This window comes from Ottowia thiooxydans (assembly GCF_040548795.1).
Lineage (GTDB): Bacteria > Pseudomonadota > Gammaproteobacteria > Burkholderiales > Burkholderiaceae_C > Ottowia > Ottowia thiooxydans_A.
Genome location: NZ_JBEPSH010000009.1, coordinates 118,211 through 137,732, shown reverse-complemented (window position 1 = coordinate 137,732; position 19,522 = coordinate 118,211). Strand labels below are relative to the sequence as shown.

The following is a 19,522-nucleotide window of genomic DNA, read 5'->3' as shown; positions in this document are numbered from 1 at the left end:
TGTTGTGTTTCAAGTGACGGCGTGCTTGCGGTTGAAGCGAGGCTGCGCGTACTCCCTGTCATTCAATACTTCCTGCAAGCCTTGCACGGCCATGGCCACGTTCTCATAGGACAAATAAAGAGGCGTGAAACCAAAGCGCAAGATGTCGCTCTGCTGAGCGTCTCCGGCGCGGTAGTCCCCCACGATGCCCCTTGCGATCAATGCTTGCACGATGGCATAGGCGCACCCGGCAGGGAGCGAACTCGCCGGGGTGAGGCACACCTGAGATCCACGCAGAGCATGCTCGCGAGGGGTCACCAGTTCAAACTGGCCGGGGCAGTATGTTTCCACCAGCTCTATGAAAAGGTCGGTCAGTGCCAATGATTTGGTACGCAGCGCGGGCATGCCGCCCAGTTTGTCTGCCTCCGTGAAAACATCCAGCGCGCAGTCCAATGCAGACAGGCTGATGATGGGCTGGGTGCCGCACTGATAGCGTGTGATGTCCATGGCCGGCTCATAGCCGGGGGTGAAGGCGAATGGTCTGGCATGGCCCCACCAACCAGCCAGGGGTTGCCAGCAACGCGCTACATGGCGCGGGTGGACCCAGGCAAAGGCGGGTGCGCCTGGACCGCCATTGAGGTACTTGTAGCCGCAACCTACTGCAAAGTCAGCGTCGGACTTGGTCAGCTCGACCGGTACCGCTCCGGCGCTGTGACACAGGTCCCAGATCGCCAGCACCCCGGCAGCGTGTGCCGCTGCTGTGATGCCGGGCATGTCATGCATAGCGCCTGAGCGGTAGTTCACGTGCGTGAGCATGAGCACGCCGACTTCGGGGCCCAGGTTGGTGTGGACTTCATGCGGTTCTATCAAGCGCAGATTCCAGCCGCGTTCGCGGCACAGCGCTTCCGCTATGTACAAGTCCGTGGGAAAGTTGCTGCGTTCGCTGACAATGGTTCGGCGAGTCGCGCGAACCTGCCCCTCTGCGTGCTCTGCTTCGGCTTGTTCCACAAGGTTGATCGCCGCTGAGAGCACTTTGTAGAGGTTCACCGAGGTCGTGTCTGTGGCGACCACTTCGCCTGCGCCTGCGCCAATCAGTGGTGCAATGCGGTCTCCTACCCGGCGCGGAAGATCGAACCAACCCGCGGTATTCCAACTGCCGATGAGATCGCGCCCCCATTGATCGGCCACAACCTGGGCCACCCGGTGAGGCACGGCGCTAGGCAACGCCCCAAGGGAGTTTCCATCGAGATAAATCATGCCCTGGGGCAGATTGAAAAGTTGTCTGAGTGGGGCCAGCGTGTCGGCGGCGTCGCGGCTTTTGCAGTCTTGTAGGGAGATCATTTGTCTGAGGCGTGAAAGGGCTTCAAAGTTGACGCAGAACGGCACGTACGGGCGATGCGTCAGCGCTCATGAGTTTCAAAGGCAAGGCGATCAACTCGTAGTCGCCTTCGGGGACCTCATCGAGCACCAGGTTCTCCAGCACCCGTAAGCCGCGTCGGCGGATGACCTGATGGCTTTGCAGATCCTTGCTACTGGCTGGATCGATGCTGGCGCTGTCAATGCCAATCAGCACTACCCCGGCATCTGCCAAACGCTCCACTGTTTCGGGCGCAAAGGCGGGAAGTTCGTCATCCCACTGGTCCATCGGCATGCGTGTGTAGGCTCGCACCAGCACACGTGGCGGCAGCTCATGTGCAGCGTGGGCCAGGTGAGTCCAGTGAATAAGCGGGCGCACACCTATTGCATGAATCACTCTGCATGGGCCAAGGAAGGCAGAGAGGTCGAGCAAGCCTACGGCAGCGCCTTGCGGGTCGTAGTGAAGCGGTGCGTCTGCGTGCGCTCCTATGTGCGGAGAAAGCGTCAGGCTGCTGACATTGACTGGGCAGCCTGGCGAGATTTCCGCATTCCAGCTTTGTGCGTAGGGCGTGTCCCCGGGAAAGACCGGAGAGGCCGCGTGCACTGGCGGAGAGATATCCCACAGTTTCTTCATGTTTTGCAGGGCGTGGTTCAGGTTTAGGCTGTTGTGAATGGGATCGGCCCAGCCATGGGGCAGTCAGAAGGCGTCAGCTCCAGGAGAGCCTGGCAGATTCGTTCACACCGACTCAACGTAAGGTAGCCGTTTGTGCGCCGCGTGGTGTCGGTTTTTTCCAACGGCCTGGTCGATGGCGTGAACCTTGGTGCGTGGGGCGCTGAAGAGAGCGCCCATGGCTGGCGCCACAGTCTCAACCGGCCCAGTCACGCAAGGGCTGGGCAATTAGCCTGGCCTAATCCGCCAACGCAGGCAGAGCATGGCGTGCACGAGCCCGATGGCACGCGTCGCTGCCTTCTTCGAATTCCTGGCAGGGCGAGGAGCGCCATTCATAGATGCCGCATGCCACCCGCTCGCCAATACGGCCCGAGAGCGCGGCGCATCGAACCGGCATATGGTCTGTGCCACGCATGCGGCAAATGCTGCCGTTAACCACCACAGTCAGTGAATCGGGAACGCTTCCTCCCTCTGACTGCAATTCGTGGACCGAGAAGTCCACACGAAAGTGAGCGCAGCAGGCACCGCAGGATTGGCATGCGCTCATGGTGGGAAACGATTCAAAAGCAAATCAGGAGTTGGTTGGACGCATCCTTATCCGAATGAGTCACCTGAACCGATTTCAGGCACTGGGACTCCATCGAATGGGTGTTTACTTCAAGCCGCGCCGTCTTGTGATTCGCTCTGGCGGCCCAGCATCAAGAACTCCAGCAGCGCCTTCTGCGCGTGCATGCGGTTTTCAGCTTCGTCCCACACCACCGACTGTGGTCCGTCAATGACTTCCGCGGATACTTCTTCGCCACGGTGCGCAGGCAGGCAGTGCATGAAAAGCGCGTCAGGCTTGGCAGCACGCATCATGTCGGCATCCACGCACCAATCGGCAAACGCCTTCATGCGCTCGGCATTCTCAGCCTCATAGCCCATGGACGTCCACACGTCCGTGGTGACGAGGTCGGCGCCGCGGCAGGCCTCCAGTGGGTCGCTGAAGAACCGGTAGTTGCCAGCGCCCTTGCGCGTGCCAGCCACGAGTTTTTCATCGACCTCATAGCCGCGCGGAGTACTCACATGAACCTGAAAGCCCAGGATGTCGGCCGCTTGCAGCCATGTGTTGGCCATATTGTTGCCGTCACCCACCCAAGCCACTGTTTTTCCCGCGATGGAGCCACGATGCTCTATGTAGGTGAACAGATCCGCCAGGATCTGGCAGGGATGGTATTCGTTGGTCAAGCCGTTGATCACGGGCACCCGGGAGTATTCGGCAAAGCGCTCGATACGCGTTTGCTCGAATGTGCGGATCATCACGATGTCCACCATGCGGCTGATGACGCGCGCCGTGTCTTCGATGGGCTCGGAGCGCCCCAACTGGCTGTCGCCGCTGGTGAGATTGACCACTGAACCACCCAGCTGGTACATGCCGGCTTCGAAGCTCACACGCGTGCGCGTGGAAGCTTTTTCGAAAATCATGGCCAGCGTACGGTCCGCCAGTGTGTGGTGCTTTTCGTAAGTTTTGAACTTGCTCTTGATTCGCGCCGCACGCTGAAACAGGTATGCGTATTCGTCGGCGCTGAAATCGCTGAACTGAAGGTAATGCCTGATTGGAGTGGTCATCGTGGTGGGCTTACTCTTGCAAGAAGGTCTTTATCAGCGGCACGAGAATACTGACAATTTCGTCGGCCTCTGCCTCTGTCAGGATCAGTGGTGGCACCAGTCGGATCACGGAATCCGCAGTGACGCTCAGGAGCAGGCCCGCTTCTGCGGCGCGCTCCGTGAGAACGCCACATGGTTTGGTGAGCTCGATCCCCAACATCAGGCCCTGGCCACGAATTTCCTTGACGCCAGGGTTGCCTGCGAGGGCTTTTTCCAGTGCTGCCTTCAGGTGGGCGCCCACCTTGGCGGCATTTTCCATCAGCCCATCTTCTTCCATGATTCGGATGGTCTCTACCCCTGCCCGCATCGCCAATGGGTTACCGCCAAAGGTCGTACCATGGTTGCCGGGTTGGAAGATGTTGGCCGCTTTAGGCCCAGCCACGACGGCGCCGATGGGCATGCCTGATCCCAGTCCCTTGGCCAGCGGCATCACGTCCGGAACAATGCCGGCCCATTGATGAGCGAACCACTTGCCTGTACGGCCCATGCCGCACTGCACTTCGTCGATCATCATCAGCCAGTCACGCTCGTCGCAAAGCTGGCGCACCTGCTTGAGGTAGTCGATGCGCATGGGGTTCACGCCGCCTTCGCCCTGGATGGTCTCGAAAAACACCGCCACCACATTCGGATTGCCTTCGGTGGCTTTCTTCAGTGCGTCGATATCGTTCAGGGGTACGCGAATGAACCCTTCCACCAGAGGTTCAAAGCCTTTTTGGACCTTTGGATTGCCGGTGGCGCTCAATGTAGCGATGCTGCGCCCGTGAAACGCCTTTTCATAGACTACGATCTGTGGATTGCTGATGCCCTTGTCATGGCCAAACTTGCGGGCCAGCTTGAGGGCGGCTTCATTGGCTTCCAGCCCGGTGCAACAGAAGAAGGCGTTGGTCATGCCGGCCATCTCGGTCAGCTTTTTGGCCAGCACTTCCGCGTTCGGCACATGGTAGTAGTTGCTGCAATGGATGAGCTTGCTGATCTGATCCTGCAAAGCGGGAACAAGCTTGGGATGGTTGTGTCCCAGAGTGTTGACAGCAATACCGCCCAGGCCGTCGAGGTAGCTCTTGCCGTTGACATCCCAGACGCGACACCCCTGGCCGCGCTCCATGGCGATCGGCAGGCGGGCGTAGGTGTTCATGGTGTGCGGCGAGGCGGCTTCGATGTGCTTTGTCACGACGTCAGGCTCCTGAAAAAGAAAATCGGGCCAACGAGGCCCGCTAGAGTTGCATTCTAGGGGCTTGGAACGACACGTTTATTGCATTGATCACATCACAGTGAGTCATTTTCAGGTGTCTGGACCCGAACATCGGTAGTCACATGGGGGTGGTGGGGAGGAGCGCCGCATCGCTTTTCGTCATTTTCCCGAATGGTTTGTGCCTATGGAATTGGCTTTTAGAGAGCCATTTCAGAACTGGTTACGATCAGTCGGGAACCCTGTCACAGTACTCAAGTCTTATATAAGATAAAATTTTGTGCGGTGCAGCAGCCACAAGCGGACTGCACTTCTTTTTCACGCCAGAACCCCCGATGGCCATCAATCCTTCCAGCAGTGAAGTCTTCATTCAGGGTGTGACCCTGTCCGGTCGCACGTTTCGCCCCAGCGATTGGGCGGAACGGTTAGCGGGCGTGATGAGCCCTTTTCGTCCCGGGGGCGCACGCCCAGGCAGTCACTTGAGCTATTCGCCCTGGTGCGTACCCACCGCGCTTAATGGCGTGAAGTGTGTCGTGGTCAATATCGCCTTGCGCGATCACGATCCCATGGCCTGGGATTTCGTCATGAACTTCGCCAGAGACAACGAATTGCAGTTGGTCGAAGCCTGTCTGTTGCCAGATGAGAAGCCTTAGGTCCCTGGGAACCTGAAGCTGGGTCTACGAAGATGAGCGAATCTCCAGGGTGACGCCCGCTGTGGCTGCCGTCTGAAAGTAAGTGAATCCGCTGCGGTCGGGCTTGCGTCCATGCATGAGCACTTCCAATCCGGCACCCACTCCAGCGCGCTCCGCTTCGTCACAGTTCGGGACGTCGAAGCCCAGATGAAAAACCCCTTCACCTCGCTCTTCGAGAAATCTCCTCTGGGGGGTATGGCCTTGCGGAGGCTGGCATAGCTGGATCTGCACGTTGTGCAGCTCAGCGTAGGCATATTTGAGTTGCAGGAAGGCTTCAGGGTCTGGCGCAGTGAGTTCTTCTCTGAATGCCTCGAGCGATGGGAATGGTTTCCACGGACCAATGCCGAGGGACTGGTAGTGCGCGATGGCGGAATCAAGATCTGCGACCACAATGCAGACGTGGTGGAGAGAGCGAAATATGTTGAGAGTTGGCATGGAGTTCTCAAACGCACGGATGCGTTTGTAAGTGATATCAGTGAAAAGTGGCTATGAAGAGCCTCACCGCGCGCTGATCGAGGCAGACGAGCGTGATAAGGGTGTGCGAACTTCTCGCCAGTCTTGAATCTTGGTCAGAGTTCGCTCGTCTACCGCGGCAAGCTCTGAGGCATTGAGCCCGCGTGTAATCAGCACGACGCCGAGCGTCTCAAGTGCTTGCAAGGGCAGGGGGCGTGGAGTTGAGAAGACAGCACCTACGCTTTGAATCAGGACAGCGTGATTGCAGTCGGTGGGGTGCACCATGCCTTTGAGGCGGAGCAATCGGTCCCCGCAAAAGCTCGCCAGATCATCAAGCCATAGGGAAATGCTTTCCCAGTCCATCCTCGTCTCCAAAGTGATCAGAAAAGTCGAGATTTCTGCATGCTCTCTGACTGCCGCAGTCTCAGCGCCTCGTGTGAGTGGCGGCAAGATACCCAGCGTAGGTGATGAACTGCGCTTCTCATGTGAGATCACACGGAATGCCCGCTTAGCACGCAACGCAACGCTTTCCTCATCTATCAAGAGCGCCCAGGGGTTGACGCTGCGCAAGGTCGCCGCAGCGGCCTGTCTGTCGATTGCGTCAGCAAGGTCAAGCTTGGTCATCACCAAAACGTCTGCGGCGGCCAACTGCGCGGCGACTTCGTCGTGTTCAGCCAGGCTGCGATGACCATTGATGGCGTCGAATGTGGCGATCACCCGGACGTCCAGCACCAGACCGGGCAGACGTTGAAGCGAGCGAATGATGGGGCCAGGCCGGGAAAGGCCGCTGCACTCCAGAACAATGCGTCTGAGGGGCTTTTCACCGCGTGCGATGCGATCTGCCTGCAAGCTGGTGATCGTGGTTTGTAAATCGTGAACCAGTGAGCAACAAATGCACCCATTGCTTAACTGGATGGCCGGGACACTTGCATCAGCGACGATGACGGCACCGTCGATATTGATCTGACCCACTTCGTTCACGATGACGGCGGTGTCACGTGTGTCCGCCTGCTTCAGATGCTCCAGGAGCAGACTGGTTTTTCCGCTGCCGAGAAAGCCGCTCAGAATGAACAGTTCGATCTTCATCATGTGTGGCCTGCAAGCTCCGCCGCCTTCTTGCTGGCGACGACCATTGCCCTGACATCTGCCAGAAGTTCATCAACGTCGTAGACCACACCCCCGCAGATCGTGTAGCGCAAGGCTCGCTCGCGGGCAGGGCTGTTGGTCGACTCATCCAGTCTGACAGCTCCGCAGCCATAAAGCAGTTTGAAGTCCGCCAATGGATTGGAGTCGTGTACCAGCAAGTCGGCGCACTTACCCACTTCCACGGTACCTATCTCATCCTCCATTCCGACCAGTTCAGCCCCCTTCAATGTCGCTGCAGTCAGGACTTCCAGCGGTGAAAAGCCGGCTTCCTGCAGCAATTCAAGTTCCCGGATAAAGCCAAAGCCGTAGACCTGATAGACGAATCCGGAGTCGCTACCCGCGCAAACACGCCCACCAAGATTCTTGTAATCGTTAAGAAATTCCATCCATCGCTTGTATTGCGACTTCCACTGAATCTCATTGGTGGTGGACCAGCGGTACCAGTAGGACCCATGCCCTCCACGTGAGGGCTCGAAGTACGACTGCAGCCCTGCCCAGGTGTAGTCATCGTGCCACTCCGCACGCCGTGCGCGCATCTGGTCGCGGTTGGCGTCGTAAATGGCCAGGGTGGGAACAATCGTGAAGTCCAGCTCTCGAAAGCGATGGAGTACTTCTGTCCATTTGCTGCTCCCGGGTGGAGCAGCCAATTGGAACCCACTGGCAGCTTGTGAAAAGCGATGGTATTCGTCTGTGTAGTTGTAGTCAGACGGGTAGTCTTGCAGTGCCTGACCTTCAAACAAGGACTCCGGGATGCCGTAGTAGTGCTCCTGGCTGGTGAGCCCCCATCCGGCGGTGCGAAGGGTGTTCATCCTCGCAACGGCTTGTTGAGAGTGGTGGCAGCCAGATCTGAGCCCCAGCTTTGCGCACTCTTCCAACGCCGCCTGCATGATGCTGGGCGGAGCTCCGAAGAACTTGATCCCGTCGGCCCCGCGCTCCTTGACTTGACTCAGCCAGGTGCGAGCTTCGGCGGGAGTGTGAATCACTTTGACGAAGTCCGTTACTGCCGGGAAATAGGGGTACGCAAGAAGTCGGGGAGCCACGATCTCATGGCCTTCCGACTTTTTTTTCTGATCAATCGTCCACGCCAGGCCGTTGAAGCACCCCATCTCCCGCACAGTGGTCACACCATGGGCCAGCCAGAGTTTGTAGACATAGTCTGCAGGAGCCATGGGACCTGCCGCGGCATGGTAGAAGATGCCTATGTGCGCATGGCAGTCGATGAACCCCGGGGTGACGTATTTGCTGTGGCAGTCGATCTCGTGGTCTCCTGCTGCAGGTCTGCGCTCGGCTCGGATCGGCTGCCCTGCCGACCCGACGCTAACTATCGAGGCGATGCGTCCCTTCTCAACCACGATGTCGGCAGGTCCCCATGGAGGACCGCCGCTTCCATCGATGATGGTGGCGCCACGCAGCACCAGGCGCGAAAAGGGGCCTTGTCCCTGGTCACGCTGCTGGGCCGGCTCCACCGCATGCAGCCCAGACAGCATGGCTGTCTGGATCATCTCTTCGCCAGGGGCGTGCTGAGGCTCCGGTGGCCTGAGGGCAGAAGCTTTCACTTGGCGATGTCCAGTTTTTCAATGATGGGTGCCCAGGCCTTGGCATCGCGTTGGGTCAGGCGCTCGACTTCTGAAGGCGCGGCAGCCCGGTTTTCAAGGAACTGTGCTGCCATGCGTTCCTGAGCCTTGGGCGTGGCCAGCGCTTTATTGATCGCCGCGTTCAGTCGCTCGATGAGAGCAGGTGGAGTGCCGCTCTTGGCCACGACTGCGTACCAGCCGGGGACGTTCATGTCGATTCCAAGCTCCTTGAATGTGGGCACTGAGGGCAGATCTGGCAGACGCTGGCTTGCCGTGACCGCGAGAGGCACCACACGGCCTTCCTTGGATAAAGGAACAATGTCGGAGGCGACTGAAGTCATGACCGGAGTCGCGCCCTGCATCAGGCTGGTGTAGAAAGAAGAGCCGGCGGAACCCCCAAATGGAACGTGTTGCAACTGGATGCCGGTGCGCTGCATCAGCAACTCTGTCGCCAGGTGGGTCGAGTTGCCAATACCTGCGGAGGCGAAGTCAAGCCTTCCTGGCTGAGCCTTGGCCTTGGCAATCAACTCATTGAGTGTTTTTACGCCGAGGCTTGGCGAAACGACCGTGATAAACGGGGACTCAGCGAGCATGGCCACACCTACAAAATCCACTGACGGGTTGTAGCTCAACTTTTTGTAGAGCAGCGGGTTCCACGAGAGATTGGACACGCCCGCGACAAAAAGTGCGTGGCCGTCCGCGGGTTGCGAAAGGACATAGGAGGCGGCGATCGTTCCATTCGCGCCGGGCTTGTTTTCAACCACAAAGGCGTGCTTCAAATCCTTGGACAGCTCTTCGGCCAAGACGCGGGTCAATGTGTCAGGCCCTGTCCCAGCGGGCTGGGGTAGCACCAACCTGACCGTGCGGCTTGGATATTGCTCTGCGAGTGCTGTGATCGAAGTACAAAAGCTGCTGAGGGCAAGCACCAGCAGAGTGCGGCGATGTGACATGGGTTTCCTTTATGAGCCGACAGAAGTTCGCGGGGAAGCACTCCGCGCGTAGGCCGTACTGTCGGTCTATGCCTCAGTGCCGTCCAATGGATTCGGTAGATTCAGTTATCACTGGAATCTATAATCGAATTTTCGCAGCAGAAACCCAGTCATGAACGACCGTTTTCGTGCGCTTGACCTGAATCTTTTGCGTGTGTTTGAAGCACTTATTCAGGAACTCAATGTCACGCGGGCTTCGAGACGGCTCTATCTGTCTCAGCCTGCGGTCAGCAACGCACTGGCACGCCTCAGGGAGGTTCTCGGAGACATCTTGTTCGAAAAGACGCGCGGAGGAGTGGTGCCGACTTCCAAAGCGCTTGAACTGTGGCTCCAGTTGGAGCCTCACTACCGCGGGCTGCGAGAAATCCTTGCACCGCAAGCTTTCGATCCGTCCCAGTTTGTCGGCAAGTTGAGGGTCGCAATGACTGACTACACCAGTGAGCGAGTGATCCCCAGGCTTGGCTTGTATCTTCAGCAGCATGCCCCCGCATTGCGGCTGGAGATCGTGCCCTACAGCCTTGCGGATCTTCCCCAGCTTTTTGAGATGGAAGGCGTTGAACTTGCGTTGGGCACCTACCTTGATGACTCTCGGCAGAGTCGGAATTTCCACACACATGTGCTTTGGAAAATTGAATTTGGTGTTTTGATGCGCGTGGGCCATCCACTATTAGAGGGCGCGATCAGCTTGAGTGAGTTCCTGCAGACCCCCCACGTGGAAGTCTGCGCAAGGGGCATGCACACGGGTGTCTACGACCAGATCCTGGCGGGGCATGGCCTCAAGCGCAACCTGGCTTTCACCATGTACGGATTTCAGCAGGCGCTGGGGCTTATACAGTCATCGGACTGCATCGCGGTTTTGCCTCGGTCCCTGGTGGATGATGGTCCATACACCCAATCTCTGGTGGTCAGGCCACCGCCGGTTCCCGCGCCGCCGCGAGATCTCCGGCTCATATGGCATGAGCGGCAAGACGCTGAACCTAAAAATACCTGGCTTCGTAAGGAAATCATGGCCATGTTCCCCAGCGCGGCAGGGCTCGCCAGCGTGCCCACCCTCTCGCAATGAGTTAACCAAGCGTGTCCTCTTGGTTCATGAGGCCTCGGTATGGCATGTGAGGGGCAATTCGTGGTTTTGAGTCCAAAAAAAAGAGCCGCGAAGCGGCTCTTTTTTCTCTGCTGACAGCGCACCCGTTACAAACGGCGGTAGGCTTGCCTGAATTTGATCAGTCAGCCCAACCGGGCGGTTTGCCTGAAATTCAGGCGGAGGCTTGTACCAAGGTCTTGACCTTGGAGGACAGGCGGCTCTTGTCGCGAGACGCCTTGTTTTTGTGGAAGATGCCTTTGTCGGCGACGCTGTCCACAACGGACTGCATCAGAGCAAAGGCGCTCGTTGCCTTGTCTTTGTCACCGGCGAGAACTGCCTTTTCAACGTTCTTGACGGCGGTGCGGTATTTGGAACGAAGCGAGGTGTTCGCAGCGTTGAGTTTCAAGTCCTGGCGGACGCGTTTACGGCCTGATGCCAGGCGGGGGTTCTTTTTCTTGGGCTTTCCAGCTGCCATGAGAGTATTCCTTTAGGTGTCTGAGGATGTTGTGAGCAGAACCGCGCATTCTAGCAGGATTGGGGTCCGCGGTCGATTGGCTTGCGTTCGGGACAATGCAGGGTGTGCACATGGATGCAAGTAGGCCGTGCCCGCCCGTGCCCTAAACTCCATGCCTTTCAGATTGAGATTGCGCATCTCAAGCGCCTGAGCGTCGGCTTTTGATCCAGAAAGCGGTTTTTCAGGAGCCTGGGGTGACGCATCTTTCCATGAGCCTATTCAAATCCGCCTCCACCGTTTCGCTGCTAACCCTCGCTTCGCGCGTAACAGGGTTGGCACGAGACGTTCTGATGGCATCGGTTTTTGGCGTCAGCGCCATGACGGACGCTTTCTGGGTGGCATTCAGATTGCCCAATCTGTTTCGCCGCGTGCTGGGGGAGGGGGCCTTCAGTCAGGCATTCGTGCCCGTACTGGCCGCAACGCGGGCCACGGATGGCGAAGCAGGTGCCAAGCTGCTGATCGACCGGGTGGCTTCGCTGCTGGCGCTGGTGCTGATCCTGCTCAGTTTGCTGGGTGTGCTGGCAGCCCCTCTGCTGGTATGGGGCATGGCCAGTGGATTGCCCGCCGAGGGCTCTGCTGCCGCAGTACATATGACGCGCTGGATGTTTCCCTATATAGCGTTCATGTCCCTGGTGGCCTTGGCGGGCGGAGTGCTCAATACATGGGGAAAGTTTGCGGTGCCGGCCGCATCGCCCGTGCTGCTCAATTTGGCATGGATTGCAGCTTTGGTGCTTCTCGTGCCGGTTTTTTCGCGCCTGGGTATTGAGCCTATCTATGCCTTGAGCGCTGGCGTTCTCGTGGGCGGTGTATTGCAGCTGGCCCAGCAAATTCCAGCGCTGCGCCACTTGGGCTTGCTGCCACGTATTCGCTGGAGCGGGCAGGCCCTGCGTGACGCATGGCGCGATCCGCAAACGCGAAAGATCGCGCGGTTGATGTTGCCGGCGTTGCTCGGCGTCAGCGTGGCGCAGATATCGCTGCTCATCAATACGCAGATTGCTTCCCACCTGACGCCGGGAAGCGTCAGTTGGATCACCAGCGCAGACCGTCTGATGGAATTCCCCACGGCCCTGCTGGGGGTGGCATTGGGCGTGGTGCTGATGCCTCAGTTAGCCGCCGCTCGTGCCAAGGAAGATGCCGCGCATTACTCGGCTTTGCTCGATTGGGGCTTGCGGCTTGTCGTTCTGTTTGCAATGCCTTGCGCTGCTGCACTGCTGGTGTTCGCCGAACCTCTGGTGGCGGTGCTCTTTCACTACGGCGCTTTCGGCGCCCGAGACGTTCAAATGGTCACTCTGGCCCTGATGTCTTACGGTGTGGGCTTGCTTGGGATCGTCGCGGTCAAGGTTTTGGCCCCAGGGTTTTATGCTCGCCACGACATGCGCACGCCTGCGATCATTGCGGTGGTGGTACTGGTGTTCACTCAGTTGCTGAACATCGTTCTGGTGCCATGGCTGCAGCATGCCGCACTCACGCTGACCATCAGCCTGGGCGCATTGTTGAATGCGGTGTGGCTGCTGATAGGGCTGATCCGTAGAGGAAGCTACAAACCCCTGGCAGGTTGGGCGATTTTTGCCGCGCAGGTACTGGGTGCCACCGCACTCATGGCCGCTTTTTTACTCTTGGGTACAGAGCGGGTGGAGTGGGTGGCCACGCCTGGCTTGGCCCGCGCAGGTTTGATGGCGGCATTCATCACTGGTGCGGGCTTGATCTACTTTGGGGCGCTGAGAGTATCGGGACTGAAACTCAGGAAGTTGCTCAGGCGTTAGATCGTCAGCACCCTCCTGAATTCAGAACTCGCTTCTGGGGCAAGTTCTGCTCAGGGCGCCCGCTCAGCGAACCACAAGAGCGTTTTTGGTTGAAAATCCCGCATGGCCTTGAATTTTTCTCTTCCCACACCGCTTGGCTACTTTGGTGCCCTGGTGGAGAGTGATGAGCATTTCCCGCTACTGGAGTCGGTTGCCAGCCTGGCGCAGGACGAATACCCTGAGCTGGACGTGCAACAAGTGTTGGGTGACGTGGACCAGATGGCCGCGCGCCTTCAACGCCGTGTCGCGTCAGATGCACCCATGCTGGAACGCGTTCGCGCGCTGAACCAGTTTTTCTTCAGCGATCTGGGATTCGGCGGCAATCTCAATGATTACTACAACCCTGACAACAGCTACTTGAATGTCGTGCTGCACACGCGCCGTGGGATTCCGATTTCGCTGGCTGTGCTCTGGATGGAGCTGGCGGGTAGCCTGAAATTGAAGGCGGAAGGCGTGGGTTTCCCTGGTCATTTCCTGACCCAGGTCAGTCTGCCTGTAGGAAAAGTTGTAATTGATCCGTTCACCGGCCAGTCCCTCAGCCGTTCAGATCTGCGTGAACGTATTGCGGAAATCCATCCCAATCTTCCGCTGGGAGATGGGAGCGAATTGCCGCTTGGGCTGTATCTTCAAGTCAGCACACCGCGTCAAATCGTCGGGCGTATGTTGCGCAATTTGCAGGAAATTCACCGAACGCAGCAGGATTGGCCGCGCTTGCTGACCGTGCAGGAGCGCCTGGTCCAATTGTTTCCCAATGCCTGGGAAGAGGTTCGTGACCGGGGTTTGGTGCTGGCTGAACTGGGCGAACGCCAGCGTGCCCGCAAGGATCTATCCGCTTACCTGCGCGAGGCTCCGAACGCATTCGACCGCGAGACAGTGGTGGATCGGTTGGCGGAACTTGGCGGGCTGCTTCCCTAGGTTGAGGAGTTTCGACTTCCGGCGGGCATAAAAAATGGCCCCCCACGCTTCCTCGCTTCGCGTAGTCCGCTGCCCCCCCCTTGGGGAGTACTTTTTATTTTGGGACGGCCCGGCAATAAAAAAGGGCGCTACTGCGAGTAACGCCCTTTAGATCCGAAGCGGTCAAGCCGCTCCGATCGCCCATGGCAGGTTGGCCCCGCCTCTGTTTAGTTTCTGCGTTGGCGGCGTCGGAGAAATCCCAGACCAGTTGCCAGAAGCAACAGGCCAGCCCAAGCGCCTCCTACAGGAACTGGCAACATGGGATAAAGGTTTTCACCGGGGTCACCGTTACCTCCTGCTTGCGTGGTTTTACTTGTCTGGGCTTGGCCTGCCCCGACGTTCCCGGATGAGTCGGATTGAGTCGCGGTAACGATGACTGGTCCTTGCGGCAGGCCTCTGACGTTCGTAGGCGGGGCTGTCCAGGTGCTGTTGGAGTTGCAGATAGCGGTCGTCGAGGCTGCGCCAGGCAATCCTGCGCCAATGATGACGGTCACGTTGCTACTGCCGGCTTCGCATGTGCCACTGGGCTGATAGCTCCCCTCATTGTCGGCGCCGATCAGGGGCGCGGTGACGGTAACGATGGGGGGAGTTGTATCAACTTCGGCTGCAGATACTTTGGTCGTGGTGGCCTGTGCATTGCCCACGTTGCCAGCAGCATCGGACTGGGTTGCCGTGACTTGAACCGGTCCTGCAGGCAAGCCTCGCGCATTGATACCAGTCACCGTCCAAACGCCCGGGTCGCCCAAGGCTTTAGGCCCTTCGCATACTCCGGTTTGCGCCATTCCCCCAATGGTGATGCTGACGCTGCTGTCTCCGATCGTGCAGGCGCCTGTCACGCTGAAATTGCCCTGATTGTTTTCATTGATCTGCGCGGGCTGGGCTACTGTGACTATAGGTGGGGTCAAGTCCTTGAGAGCCACGCGCGAAGCGGGTGGGGTGGTGGTGTTTCCCGCCGCATCCGTCTGGCTGGCAGTGAACGTGATATTGCCATCGTTGAAAGCAGTCATGTTGCGCGTCACGGACCACTGATTGGAAATGCACGTTGCCGCAACACTGACCGTATGCGCCGGATTGCCGTCAGAGACCGTGGTGTTGACGGCTGTGCCGCTGTCGGAACAACTGCCGGAGAACACGTAGCTGGCCGCGTTGGCGGGGATGATGGGCGGTGCGGAAGTGATGACTACCGAGGGAGCCACGGTGTCTTTCGTCGCCGTGCCTGAGCCGCTACCGGCGCCCTGAGTCGCGGTGATGACGACAAAGCCATCTGGCAGGCCACTCACGTTCACGTCGACCCCCAGTTGCCAGGTGCCGCCGCTGCTGCACGCTGCGGCCCCGGCTGGCACGCTGCCTATGTTGACGCTGACATCGCCCGCACCCGCAGTACAGGTGCCTGATATCAACGGCGTATTGCCGTAGTTGCTCGCATTGGCCGCGTTGATGACTGGCAGCGGCGTATTGACCGTGACGTTCGGTGTGCTCACTGCCGTGTTCTTGGTCACTGCGGTGCTGGCAACCACGCCGTCCTGGTTAGCGAAGAAGCTGATGGAGCCATCAGGCAGATTGGAGCCTGAAGGAGATGCATTGATGTTGGCGCTGTACGTGCCGGCTCCGCCACAGGAGGTTGACGTGGTCGAGGATGGGTTTCCGGAAGGATTGCTGCTGACGGTCACAGTGCCGCCGCCCACGGTGCACGACCCCGTGATGGGCACTGCGGTCTGGTTGCTGGTGTTGATGTTGGGAACTGCGATGCTTACAGAACCAGGCGCAGCCTGGCAGTTGGGCATGGTGGCTTCAGCGTGCGCCACAGTCAAATCAGAATTGATGGCGCCCAAAACACTCACGCCCAGTCTAAGTCCGTTGACCGTTAGCTTGTTTCCGGAAATCGATTGTTCATTGAGCAGCAGGGTGAGACTGGCGACTAACGGGATTTGGACGTTGAGGCCTGTGTTCGGAGCCACGTTCAGCAGTGAGCCCAGACCCGAGATCAATGGGTTCAGCAACAAGCCCAAAGTGCCGCTAGAACTCAATCCGGTGATGCTGGCCTTGCCCGAAGGCTGCGCCGTCCCGCTCACGCAGGTAAATCTGGCTTCAGCCGTGACAGCGTCGGCCTTCAGGCTCAGCAGGTTGGCGCGATTGCCCAGAAGCGGCAGGCCCAGGACGCTCACGTCCAGGCCGACCACCTGGGCTTCTGAGTCCACCTTGTTCTTGGATAGCGCGCTAATGGTTCTGCCGTAGATGTCGCCCGTGTTCACGCTTAGAACATTCAGGCCCAGTGCAGTGACCCCCGCGGTTGCACTTAGCAATGGGGCATAAGTGGAAAAGTCCTGGGGTGCGGGGGGAGCTTGCGGCGCCTGGTTGTTTCCAGTATCGCCCAACGGGGCAGATAAGCCGACTACATTTCCTAGCGAGGCTGATAGGTTAAGGCCGTAACCACGCCCTTGCGCACTGGTAGCTGCTGAGGCTCCTCCGGCTGCAACAAGTGCTGCCGCAGCGGCCATTGCGCAAACGACGCGTCCAAACCTTGATCTCATTGCAGAGGTATGCATCATCTTTCCCTCACTCTTTTTACTTACAAAAATGGTGGAATTCGACTATTTCCAAAGTCAGAATCCCAGAGAAAATTGTTGCTTTGCAATGGATGGTACACCTTTGATACTATTTTTACATGTGAATATGTACAGTTTTAGCTAAGGGATTGCACTAATGGGTTAGTTGTTAAATTTAAGGATAAAAGTGTTAATTTATTGTGCTGATATTGTTCAGAAAACATGGTAGATAAATACCATCGGACAGCCAAAAATGTCTGCAAACAAAGGTTTGCGAAGAAGTCGGCACTGACTTCAAATCAGGCGTTATTGGTGCAGAAAGGGGGCGTTGAGGAACGGGCCTCGCCCGGCTGATCAGAGCCCGTTACGGTGCTGAGCGCGCTCTACCGCGGGTGGAGGCGCCTTGAGGCTATGTTTCAGAGGCCACCCATGCGTTGGTCGCGTAAATTGAAACTCTCGCGATGGCCAGCAACCCAAGTGGAGAGCTGCAAGCAGAGGCCACAGGCCAGGTTCTGCGCTGAACCTTCAAACCCATCCAGAGGCTTCTAGTTCTCGCTTGAAGTAGGCGTAGAACAGTGGCGCGGCTACGAGCCCCGTAGGGCCGAACACAGCTTCCATCACAAACATCACTGCCAGCAATTCCCATACTCCCATATGCGTGCGGTGGCCAATCACCTTGGCATTGATGAAATATTCAGCTTTGTGAATAAGCACCAGGAATACGAGGCATGCAAGCGCAACCCATGGGGATACCGACAAGCCCACCAGTGTGAGTACGGCGTTGCAAATGAGGTTGCCGACAATGGGGATCAGTCCGGCTGCAAAGGTGAGCAAGATCAACGCCATGCTGTAGGGCAGGCGACTATCCCAAAGCGGCAATATGACGAGCAAAAATATGGCCGTCAGCGTGGCATTGAACAGGGCAATCCAGAATTGGGCCACAACGATCTGCCTGAAAGTCTCGCCGAAGCGGGTCAATCGCGCATGCAATTGCGCAGAAAGCGGACGAAGTACGATCACCGTTGGCCGCGCCGCTGCCAGCGCACCAATCAACAAGCCGACAAAGGCAAACAATAGCCCCGTGAGCCACGTGCGGCCCGTGGTAGCCAATGTCCCGGCCTTGCTGGCCAGATAGGTGGCGATGGCGCGCTGCACATCTGAGGCGCCAGTTGGCAACTGGTTGGCGATATCGACCGGCAAACGATCACGAAAGTCCAGCACCGTTCTCGCCATGAAGGCCAGCAGATCTCTGTAAGTCGTGGGCGCATCAAGAATGACGCCACGTGCGCGAGGCAAAAGCAAGGCGATTACTATGATGGGAATCAAGGCCACCACGGCAGCTGCCAACTTGGGCGCATGATGATCCGGTGTGCGCAGCAGAGCGCCCAATCGCGGGCTGAACCAGCGGGCGGCGAGAAAGCCCAGGCATGCACAGAGCAAGCCTGGCAGCAATCCCTGCCACATGATCAGAAGGAGAGCCCCCACCATGGCCAGGTGACTGGCGACGATGGCGATCTGTTCGCGACGTTCGGAATCAGGCGTCAAAGCTTACAACCCGGAAAAAGAAATGGGCCCCCACGCTTCCCCCGCTTCGCGAGGTCCGCTGCCCCCCGAGGGGGCGCTTTTTATTTTGGGGCGGCCCGGCAATAAAAAATGGCCCCCACGCTTCCCCCGCTTCGCGAGGCCCGCTGCCCCCCGAGGGGGATGCTTTTTATTTTGGGGCGGCCCGGCAATGAAAAATGGCCCCCACGCTTCCCCCGCTTCGCGAGGCCCGCTGTCCCCCAGGGGGGGGCTTTTTATTTTGGGGCGGCCCGGCAACAAAAAATACCCCTCAGGCAACTACCACAGCGGCATCTGCTCCGCGGGGTGCGATGCGGCCGATCTCAAACACCTGCTCGCCGGCGGCGCGCAGGGTTGCGGCGCAGGCCGCGGCTTCCTCGGCCTTGATGACCAGGACCATGCCGATACCGTTGTTGAAAGTACGGTTCATCTCGAAATCGGAAATGCCGGCTGTCTTCTGAAGCCAGGAGAACAGTTCGCTCCGTGGCCAGCTGCCGTTGACCAGGTGAGCAGCCAGGCCATCCGGCAGCACGCGAGGAATATTTTCCAGCAAGCCCCCGCCGGTGATATGAGCCAGTGCCTTGATGGGGTGCTTGGCAAGTGCTGCGAGCACGTTTTTAACGTAGAGACGTGTGGGGGCCATCACAGCCTCGCGGAAAGGCTGGCCGTCCAGGGTGGCTGGCAGTTGGTCTCCTGCGCGCTCGATGCACTTTCGCACCAGGCTGAAGCCATTGCTGTGCACGCCGCTGGACGCCAGGCCCAAGACGATGTCACCTTCTGCGACATCCCTGCCGGTGAGAATCTTGGATTTTTCCACAGCACCGACGCAAAAACCTGCCAGATCGTATTCACCCGGAGGGTACATACCGGGCATTTCGGCGGTTTCGCCGCCAATCAGGGCGCAGCCGGACAATTCACACCCTTTGGCAATTCCGCCAACCACGGCGGCCGCAGTGTCCACGTCCAGCTTGCCGCAGGCAAAATAGTCCAGGAAAAATAGTGGCTCAGCGCCCTGCACCAGGACGTCGTTGACGCTCATCGCAACCAGGTCAATGCCTACAGTGTCATGCATGGACCACTCGAAGGCCAGGCGTAGCTTTGTCCCCACACCGTCGGTGCCGCTGACCAACACGGGTTCCTGGTAACGTTTGGGAACTTCGAATAATGCGCCAAAGCCGCCCAAGCCGGACAGGACGCCTTCACGCATGGTGCGTTTGGCCAGGGGTTTGATGCGCTCAACCAGAGCGTCGCCAGCGTCAATATCGACGCCAGCGTCCTTGTACGACAGGGGGGTAGAAGCAGAAAGGGTCATGAAGCAGGTGCGGCATGCCGGGCTGCCGCATAAAATTTGGGGAATTTTGAATGATGACACA

17 protein-coding genes are annotated in these 19,522 nt (G+C 58.4%); 4 read left to right on the top strand and 13 right to left on the bottom strand.

Annotated features, from left to right (window positions below):
• Positions 1-9 precede the first annotated feature (9 nt).
• The 5 genes from kynU to ABIE13_RS21865 all read right to left on the bottom strand — a co-directional run bounded on the left by kynU (position 10) and on the right by ABIE13_RS21865 (position 4,784).
• Complete coding sequence (gene kynU, locus ABIE13_RS21885; RefSeq protein WP_354447394.1) at positions 10-1,320, bottom strand: kynureninase; 1,311 nt, start codon at positions 1,318-1,320, stop codon at positions 10-12.
• 22 nt (positions 1,321-1,342) lie between these two features.
• Entirely contained in the window at positions 1,343-1,969 is a 627-nt protein-coding gene (kynB, locus tag ABIE13_RS21880) for an arylformamidase (protein WP_354447392.1), read from the bottom strand.
• Between the two features lie 274 nt (positions 1,970-2,243).
• Positions 2,244-2,552 (bottom strand): YkgJ family cysteine cluster protein, encoded by a 309-nt coding sequence (locus ABIE13_RS21875; RefSeq protein WP_354447390.1) that lies wholly within the window; start codon positions 2,550-2,552, stop codon positions 2,244-2,246.
• Positions 2,553-2,662: 110 nt separating this feature from the next.
• Complete coding sequence (gene argF, locus ABIE13_RS21870; RefSeq protein ID WP_354447388.1) at positions 2,663-3,613, bottom strand: ornithine carbamoyltransferase; 951 nt, start codon at positions 3,611-3,613, stop codon at positions 2,663-2,665.
• Between the two features lie 10 nt (positions 3,614-3,623).
• Positions 3,624-4,784 carry an aspartate aminotransferase family protein gene (locus ABIE13_RS21865; RefSeq protein WP_354447603.1) on the bottom strand — a complete coding sequence of 387 codons (1,161 nt, stop codon included), beginning with the start codon at positions 4,782-4,784 and terminating at the stop codon, positions 3,624-3,626.
• Positions 4,785-5,173: 389 nt separating this feature from the next.
• Here ABIE13_RS21865 and ABIE13_RS21860 point away from each other — a divergent pair, with 389 nt between their 5' ends.
• Complete coding sequence (locus ABIE13_RS21860) at positions 5,174-5,491, top strand: DUF3579 domain-containing protein (RefSeq protein ID WP_354447386.1); 318 nt, start codon at positions 5,174-5,176, stop codon at positions 5,489-5,491.
• A gap of 24 nt (positions 5,492-5,515) precedes the next feature.
• Here ABIE13_RS21860 and ABIE13_RS21855 read toward each other — a convergent pair whose 3' ends face one another.
• From ABIE13_RS21855 to ABIE13_RS21840, 4 genes are all read right to left on the bottom strand, one after another.
• On the bottom strand, positions 5,516-5,965 hold the full coding sequence (locus ABIE13_RS21855; protein WP_354447384.1) for a VOC family protein: 450 nt from the start codon (positions 5,963-5,965) through the stop codon (positions 5,516-5,518).
• Positions 5,966-6,028: 63 nt separating this feature from the next.
• Positions 6,029-7,072 (bottom strand): CobW family GTP-binding protein, encoded by a 1,044-nt coding sequence (locus ABIE13_RS21850; RefSeq protein ID WP_354447382.1) that lies wholly within the window; start codon positions 7,070-7,072, stop codon positions 6,029-6,031.
• Positions 7,069-8,685: an amidohydrolase family protein gene (locus ABIE13_RS21845; protein WP_354447380.1), complete on the bottom strand. Its 1,617-nt coding sequence runs from the start codon at positions 8,683-8,685 to the stop codon at positions 7,069-7,071. The genes ABIE13_RS21850 and ABIE13_RS21845 overlap by 4 nt, the downstream gene beginning before the upstream one ends.
• Positions 8,682-9,653 (bottom strand): Bug family tripartite tricarboxylate transporter substrate binding protein, encoded by a 972-nt coding sequence (locus ABIE13_RS21840; RefSeq protein WP_354447378.1) that lies wholly within the window; start codon positions 9,651-9,653, stop codon positions 8,682-8,684. Before ABIE13_RS21840 ends, ABIE13_RS21845 begins: the two co-directional genes overlap by 4 nt.
• A 151-nt stretch (positions 9,654-9,804) precedes the next feature.
• Between ABIE13_RS21840 and ABIE13_RS21835 the strand changes: the two genes are divergently transcribed.
• Complete coding sequence (locus tag ABIE13_RS21835; protein ID WP_354447376.1) at positions 9,805-10,755, top strand: LysR family transcriptional regulator; 951 nt, start codon at positions 9,805-9,807, stop codon at positions 10,753-10,755.
• Between the two features lie 190 nt (positions 10,756-10,945).
• Here the strand turns inward: ABIE13_RS21835 and rpsT are convergent, their stop codons facing one another.
• Complete coding sequence (gene rpsT / locus ABIE13_RS21830; RefSeq protein WP_354447374.1) at positions 10,946-11,248, bottom strand: 30S ribosomal protein S20; 303 nt, start codon at positions 11,246-11,248, stop codon at positions 10,946-10,948.
• Between the two features lie 248 nt (positions 11,249-11,496).
• Between rpsT and murJ the strand changes: the two genes are divergently transcribed.
• Together murJ and ABIE13_RS21820 are read left to right on the top strand one after the other, a co-directional pair.
• Positions 11,497-13,050 carry a murein biosynthesis integral membrane protein MurJ gene (gene murJ / locus ABIE13_RS21825; protein ID WP_354447372.1) on the top strand — a complete coding sequence of 518 codons (1,554 nt, stop codon included), beginning with the start codon at positions 11,497-11,499 and terminating at the stop codon, positions 13,048-13,050.
• Positions 13,051-13,152: 102 nt separating this feature from the next.
• Positions 13,153-14,004 carry a SirB1 family protein gene (locus tag ABIE13_RS21820; protein WP_354447370.1) on the top strand — a complete coding sequence of 284 codons (852 nt, stop codon included), beginning with the start codon at positions 13,153-13,155 and terminating at the stop codon, positions 14,002-14,004.
• Positions 14,005-14,210: 206 nt separating this feature from the next.
• Here the strand turns inward: ABIE13_RS21820 and ABIE13_RS21815 are convergent, their stop codons facing one another.
• The 3 genes from ABIE13_RS21815 to purM all read right to left on the bottom strand — a co-directional run bounded on the left by ABIE13_RS21815 (position 14,211) and on the right by purM (position 19,461).
• Entirely contained in the window at positions 14,211-16,574 is a 2,364-nt protein-coding gene (locus ABIE13_RS21815) for a beta strand repeat-containing protein (RefSeq protein ID WP_354447368.1), read from the bottom strand.
• Between the two features lie 540 nt (positions 16,575-17,114).
• The gene (locus ABIE13_RS21810; protein ID WP_354447601.1) at positions 17,115-18,077 is read right to left on the bottom strand and encodes an AI-2E family transporter; all 963 of its coding nucleotides are present in this window, start codon (positions 18,075-18,077) and stop codon (positions 17,115-17,117) included.
• 343 nt (positions 18,078-18,420) lie between these two features.
• On the bottom strand, positions 18,421-19,461 hold the full coding sequence (purM, locus tag ABIE13_RS21805; RefSeq protein WP_354447366.1) for a phosphoribosylformylglycinamidine cyclo-ligase: 1,041 nt from the start codon (positions 19,459-19,461) through the stop codon (positions 18,421-18,423).
• Between the last annotated feature and the right edge of the window lie 61 nt (positions 19,462-19,522).

Coding starts and splice junctions, on each gene's coding strand:
- kynU (WP_354447394.1), bottom strand. CDS start 1,320: ATGATCTCCCTACAAGACTGCAAAAGCCGCGACGCCGCCGACACGCTG.
- kynB (WP_354447392.1), bottom strand. CDS start 1,969: ATGAAGAAACTGTGGGATATCTCTCCGCCAGTGCACGCGGCCTCTCCG.
- ABIE13_RS21875 (WP_354447390.1), bottom strand. CDS start 2,552: ATGAGCGCATGCCAATCCTGCGGTGCCTGCTGCGCTCACTTTCGTGTG.
- argF (WP_354447388.1), bottom strand. CDS start 3,613: ATGACCACTCCAATCAGGCATTACCTTCAGTTCAGCGATTTCAGCGCC.
- ABIE13_RS21865 (WP_354447603.1), bottom strand. CDS start 4,784: ATGAACACCTACGCCCGCCTGCCGATCGCCATGGAGCGCGGCCAGGGG.
- ABIE13_RS21860 (WP_354447386.1), top strand. CDS start 5,174: ATGGCCATCAATCCTTCCAGCAGTGAAGTCTTCATTCAGGGTGTGACC.
- ABIE13_RS21855 (WP_354447384.1), bottom strand. CDS start 5,965: ATGCCAACTCTCAACATATTTCGCTCTCTCCACCACGTCTGCATTGTG.
- ABIE13_RS21850 (WP_354447382.1), bottom strand. CDS start 7,072: ATGATGAAGATCGAACTGTTCATTCTGAGCGGCTTTCTCGGCAGCGGA.
- ABIE13_RS21840 (WP_354447378.1), bottom strand. CDS start 9,653: ATGTCACATCGCCGCACTCTGCTGGTGCTTGCCCTCAGCAGCTTTTGT.
- ABIE13_RS21835 (WP_354447376.1), top strand. CDS start 9,805: ATGAACGACCGTTTTCGTGCGCTTGACCTGAATCTTTTGCGTGTGTTT.
- rpsT (WP_354447374.1), bottom strand. CDS start 11,248: ATGGCAGCTGGAAAGCCCAAGAAAAAGAACCCCCGCCTGGCATCAGGC.
- murJ (WP_354447372.1), top strand. CDS start 11,497: ATGAGCCTATTCAAATCCGCCTCCACCGTTTCGCTGCTAACCCTCGCT.
- ABIE13_RS21820 (WP_354447370.1), top strand. CDS start 13,153: ATGGCCTTGAATTTTTCTCTTCCCACACCGCTTGGCTACTTTGGTGCC.
- ABIE13_RS21815 (WP_354447368.1), bottom strand. CDS start 16,574: ATGAGATCAAGGTTTGGACGCGTCGTTTGCGCAATGGCCGCTGCGGCA.
- ABIE13_RS21810 (WP_354447601.1), bottom strand. CDS start 18,077: ATGGTGGGGGCTCTCCTTCTGATCATGTGGCAGGGATTGCTGCCAGGC.
- purM (WP_354447366.1), bottom strand. CDS start 19,461: ATGACCCTTTCTGCTTCTACCCCCCTGTCGTACAAGGACGCTGGCGTC.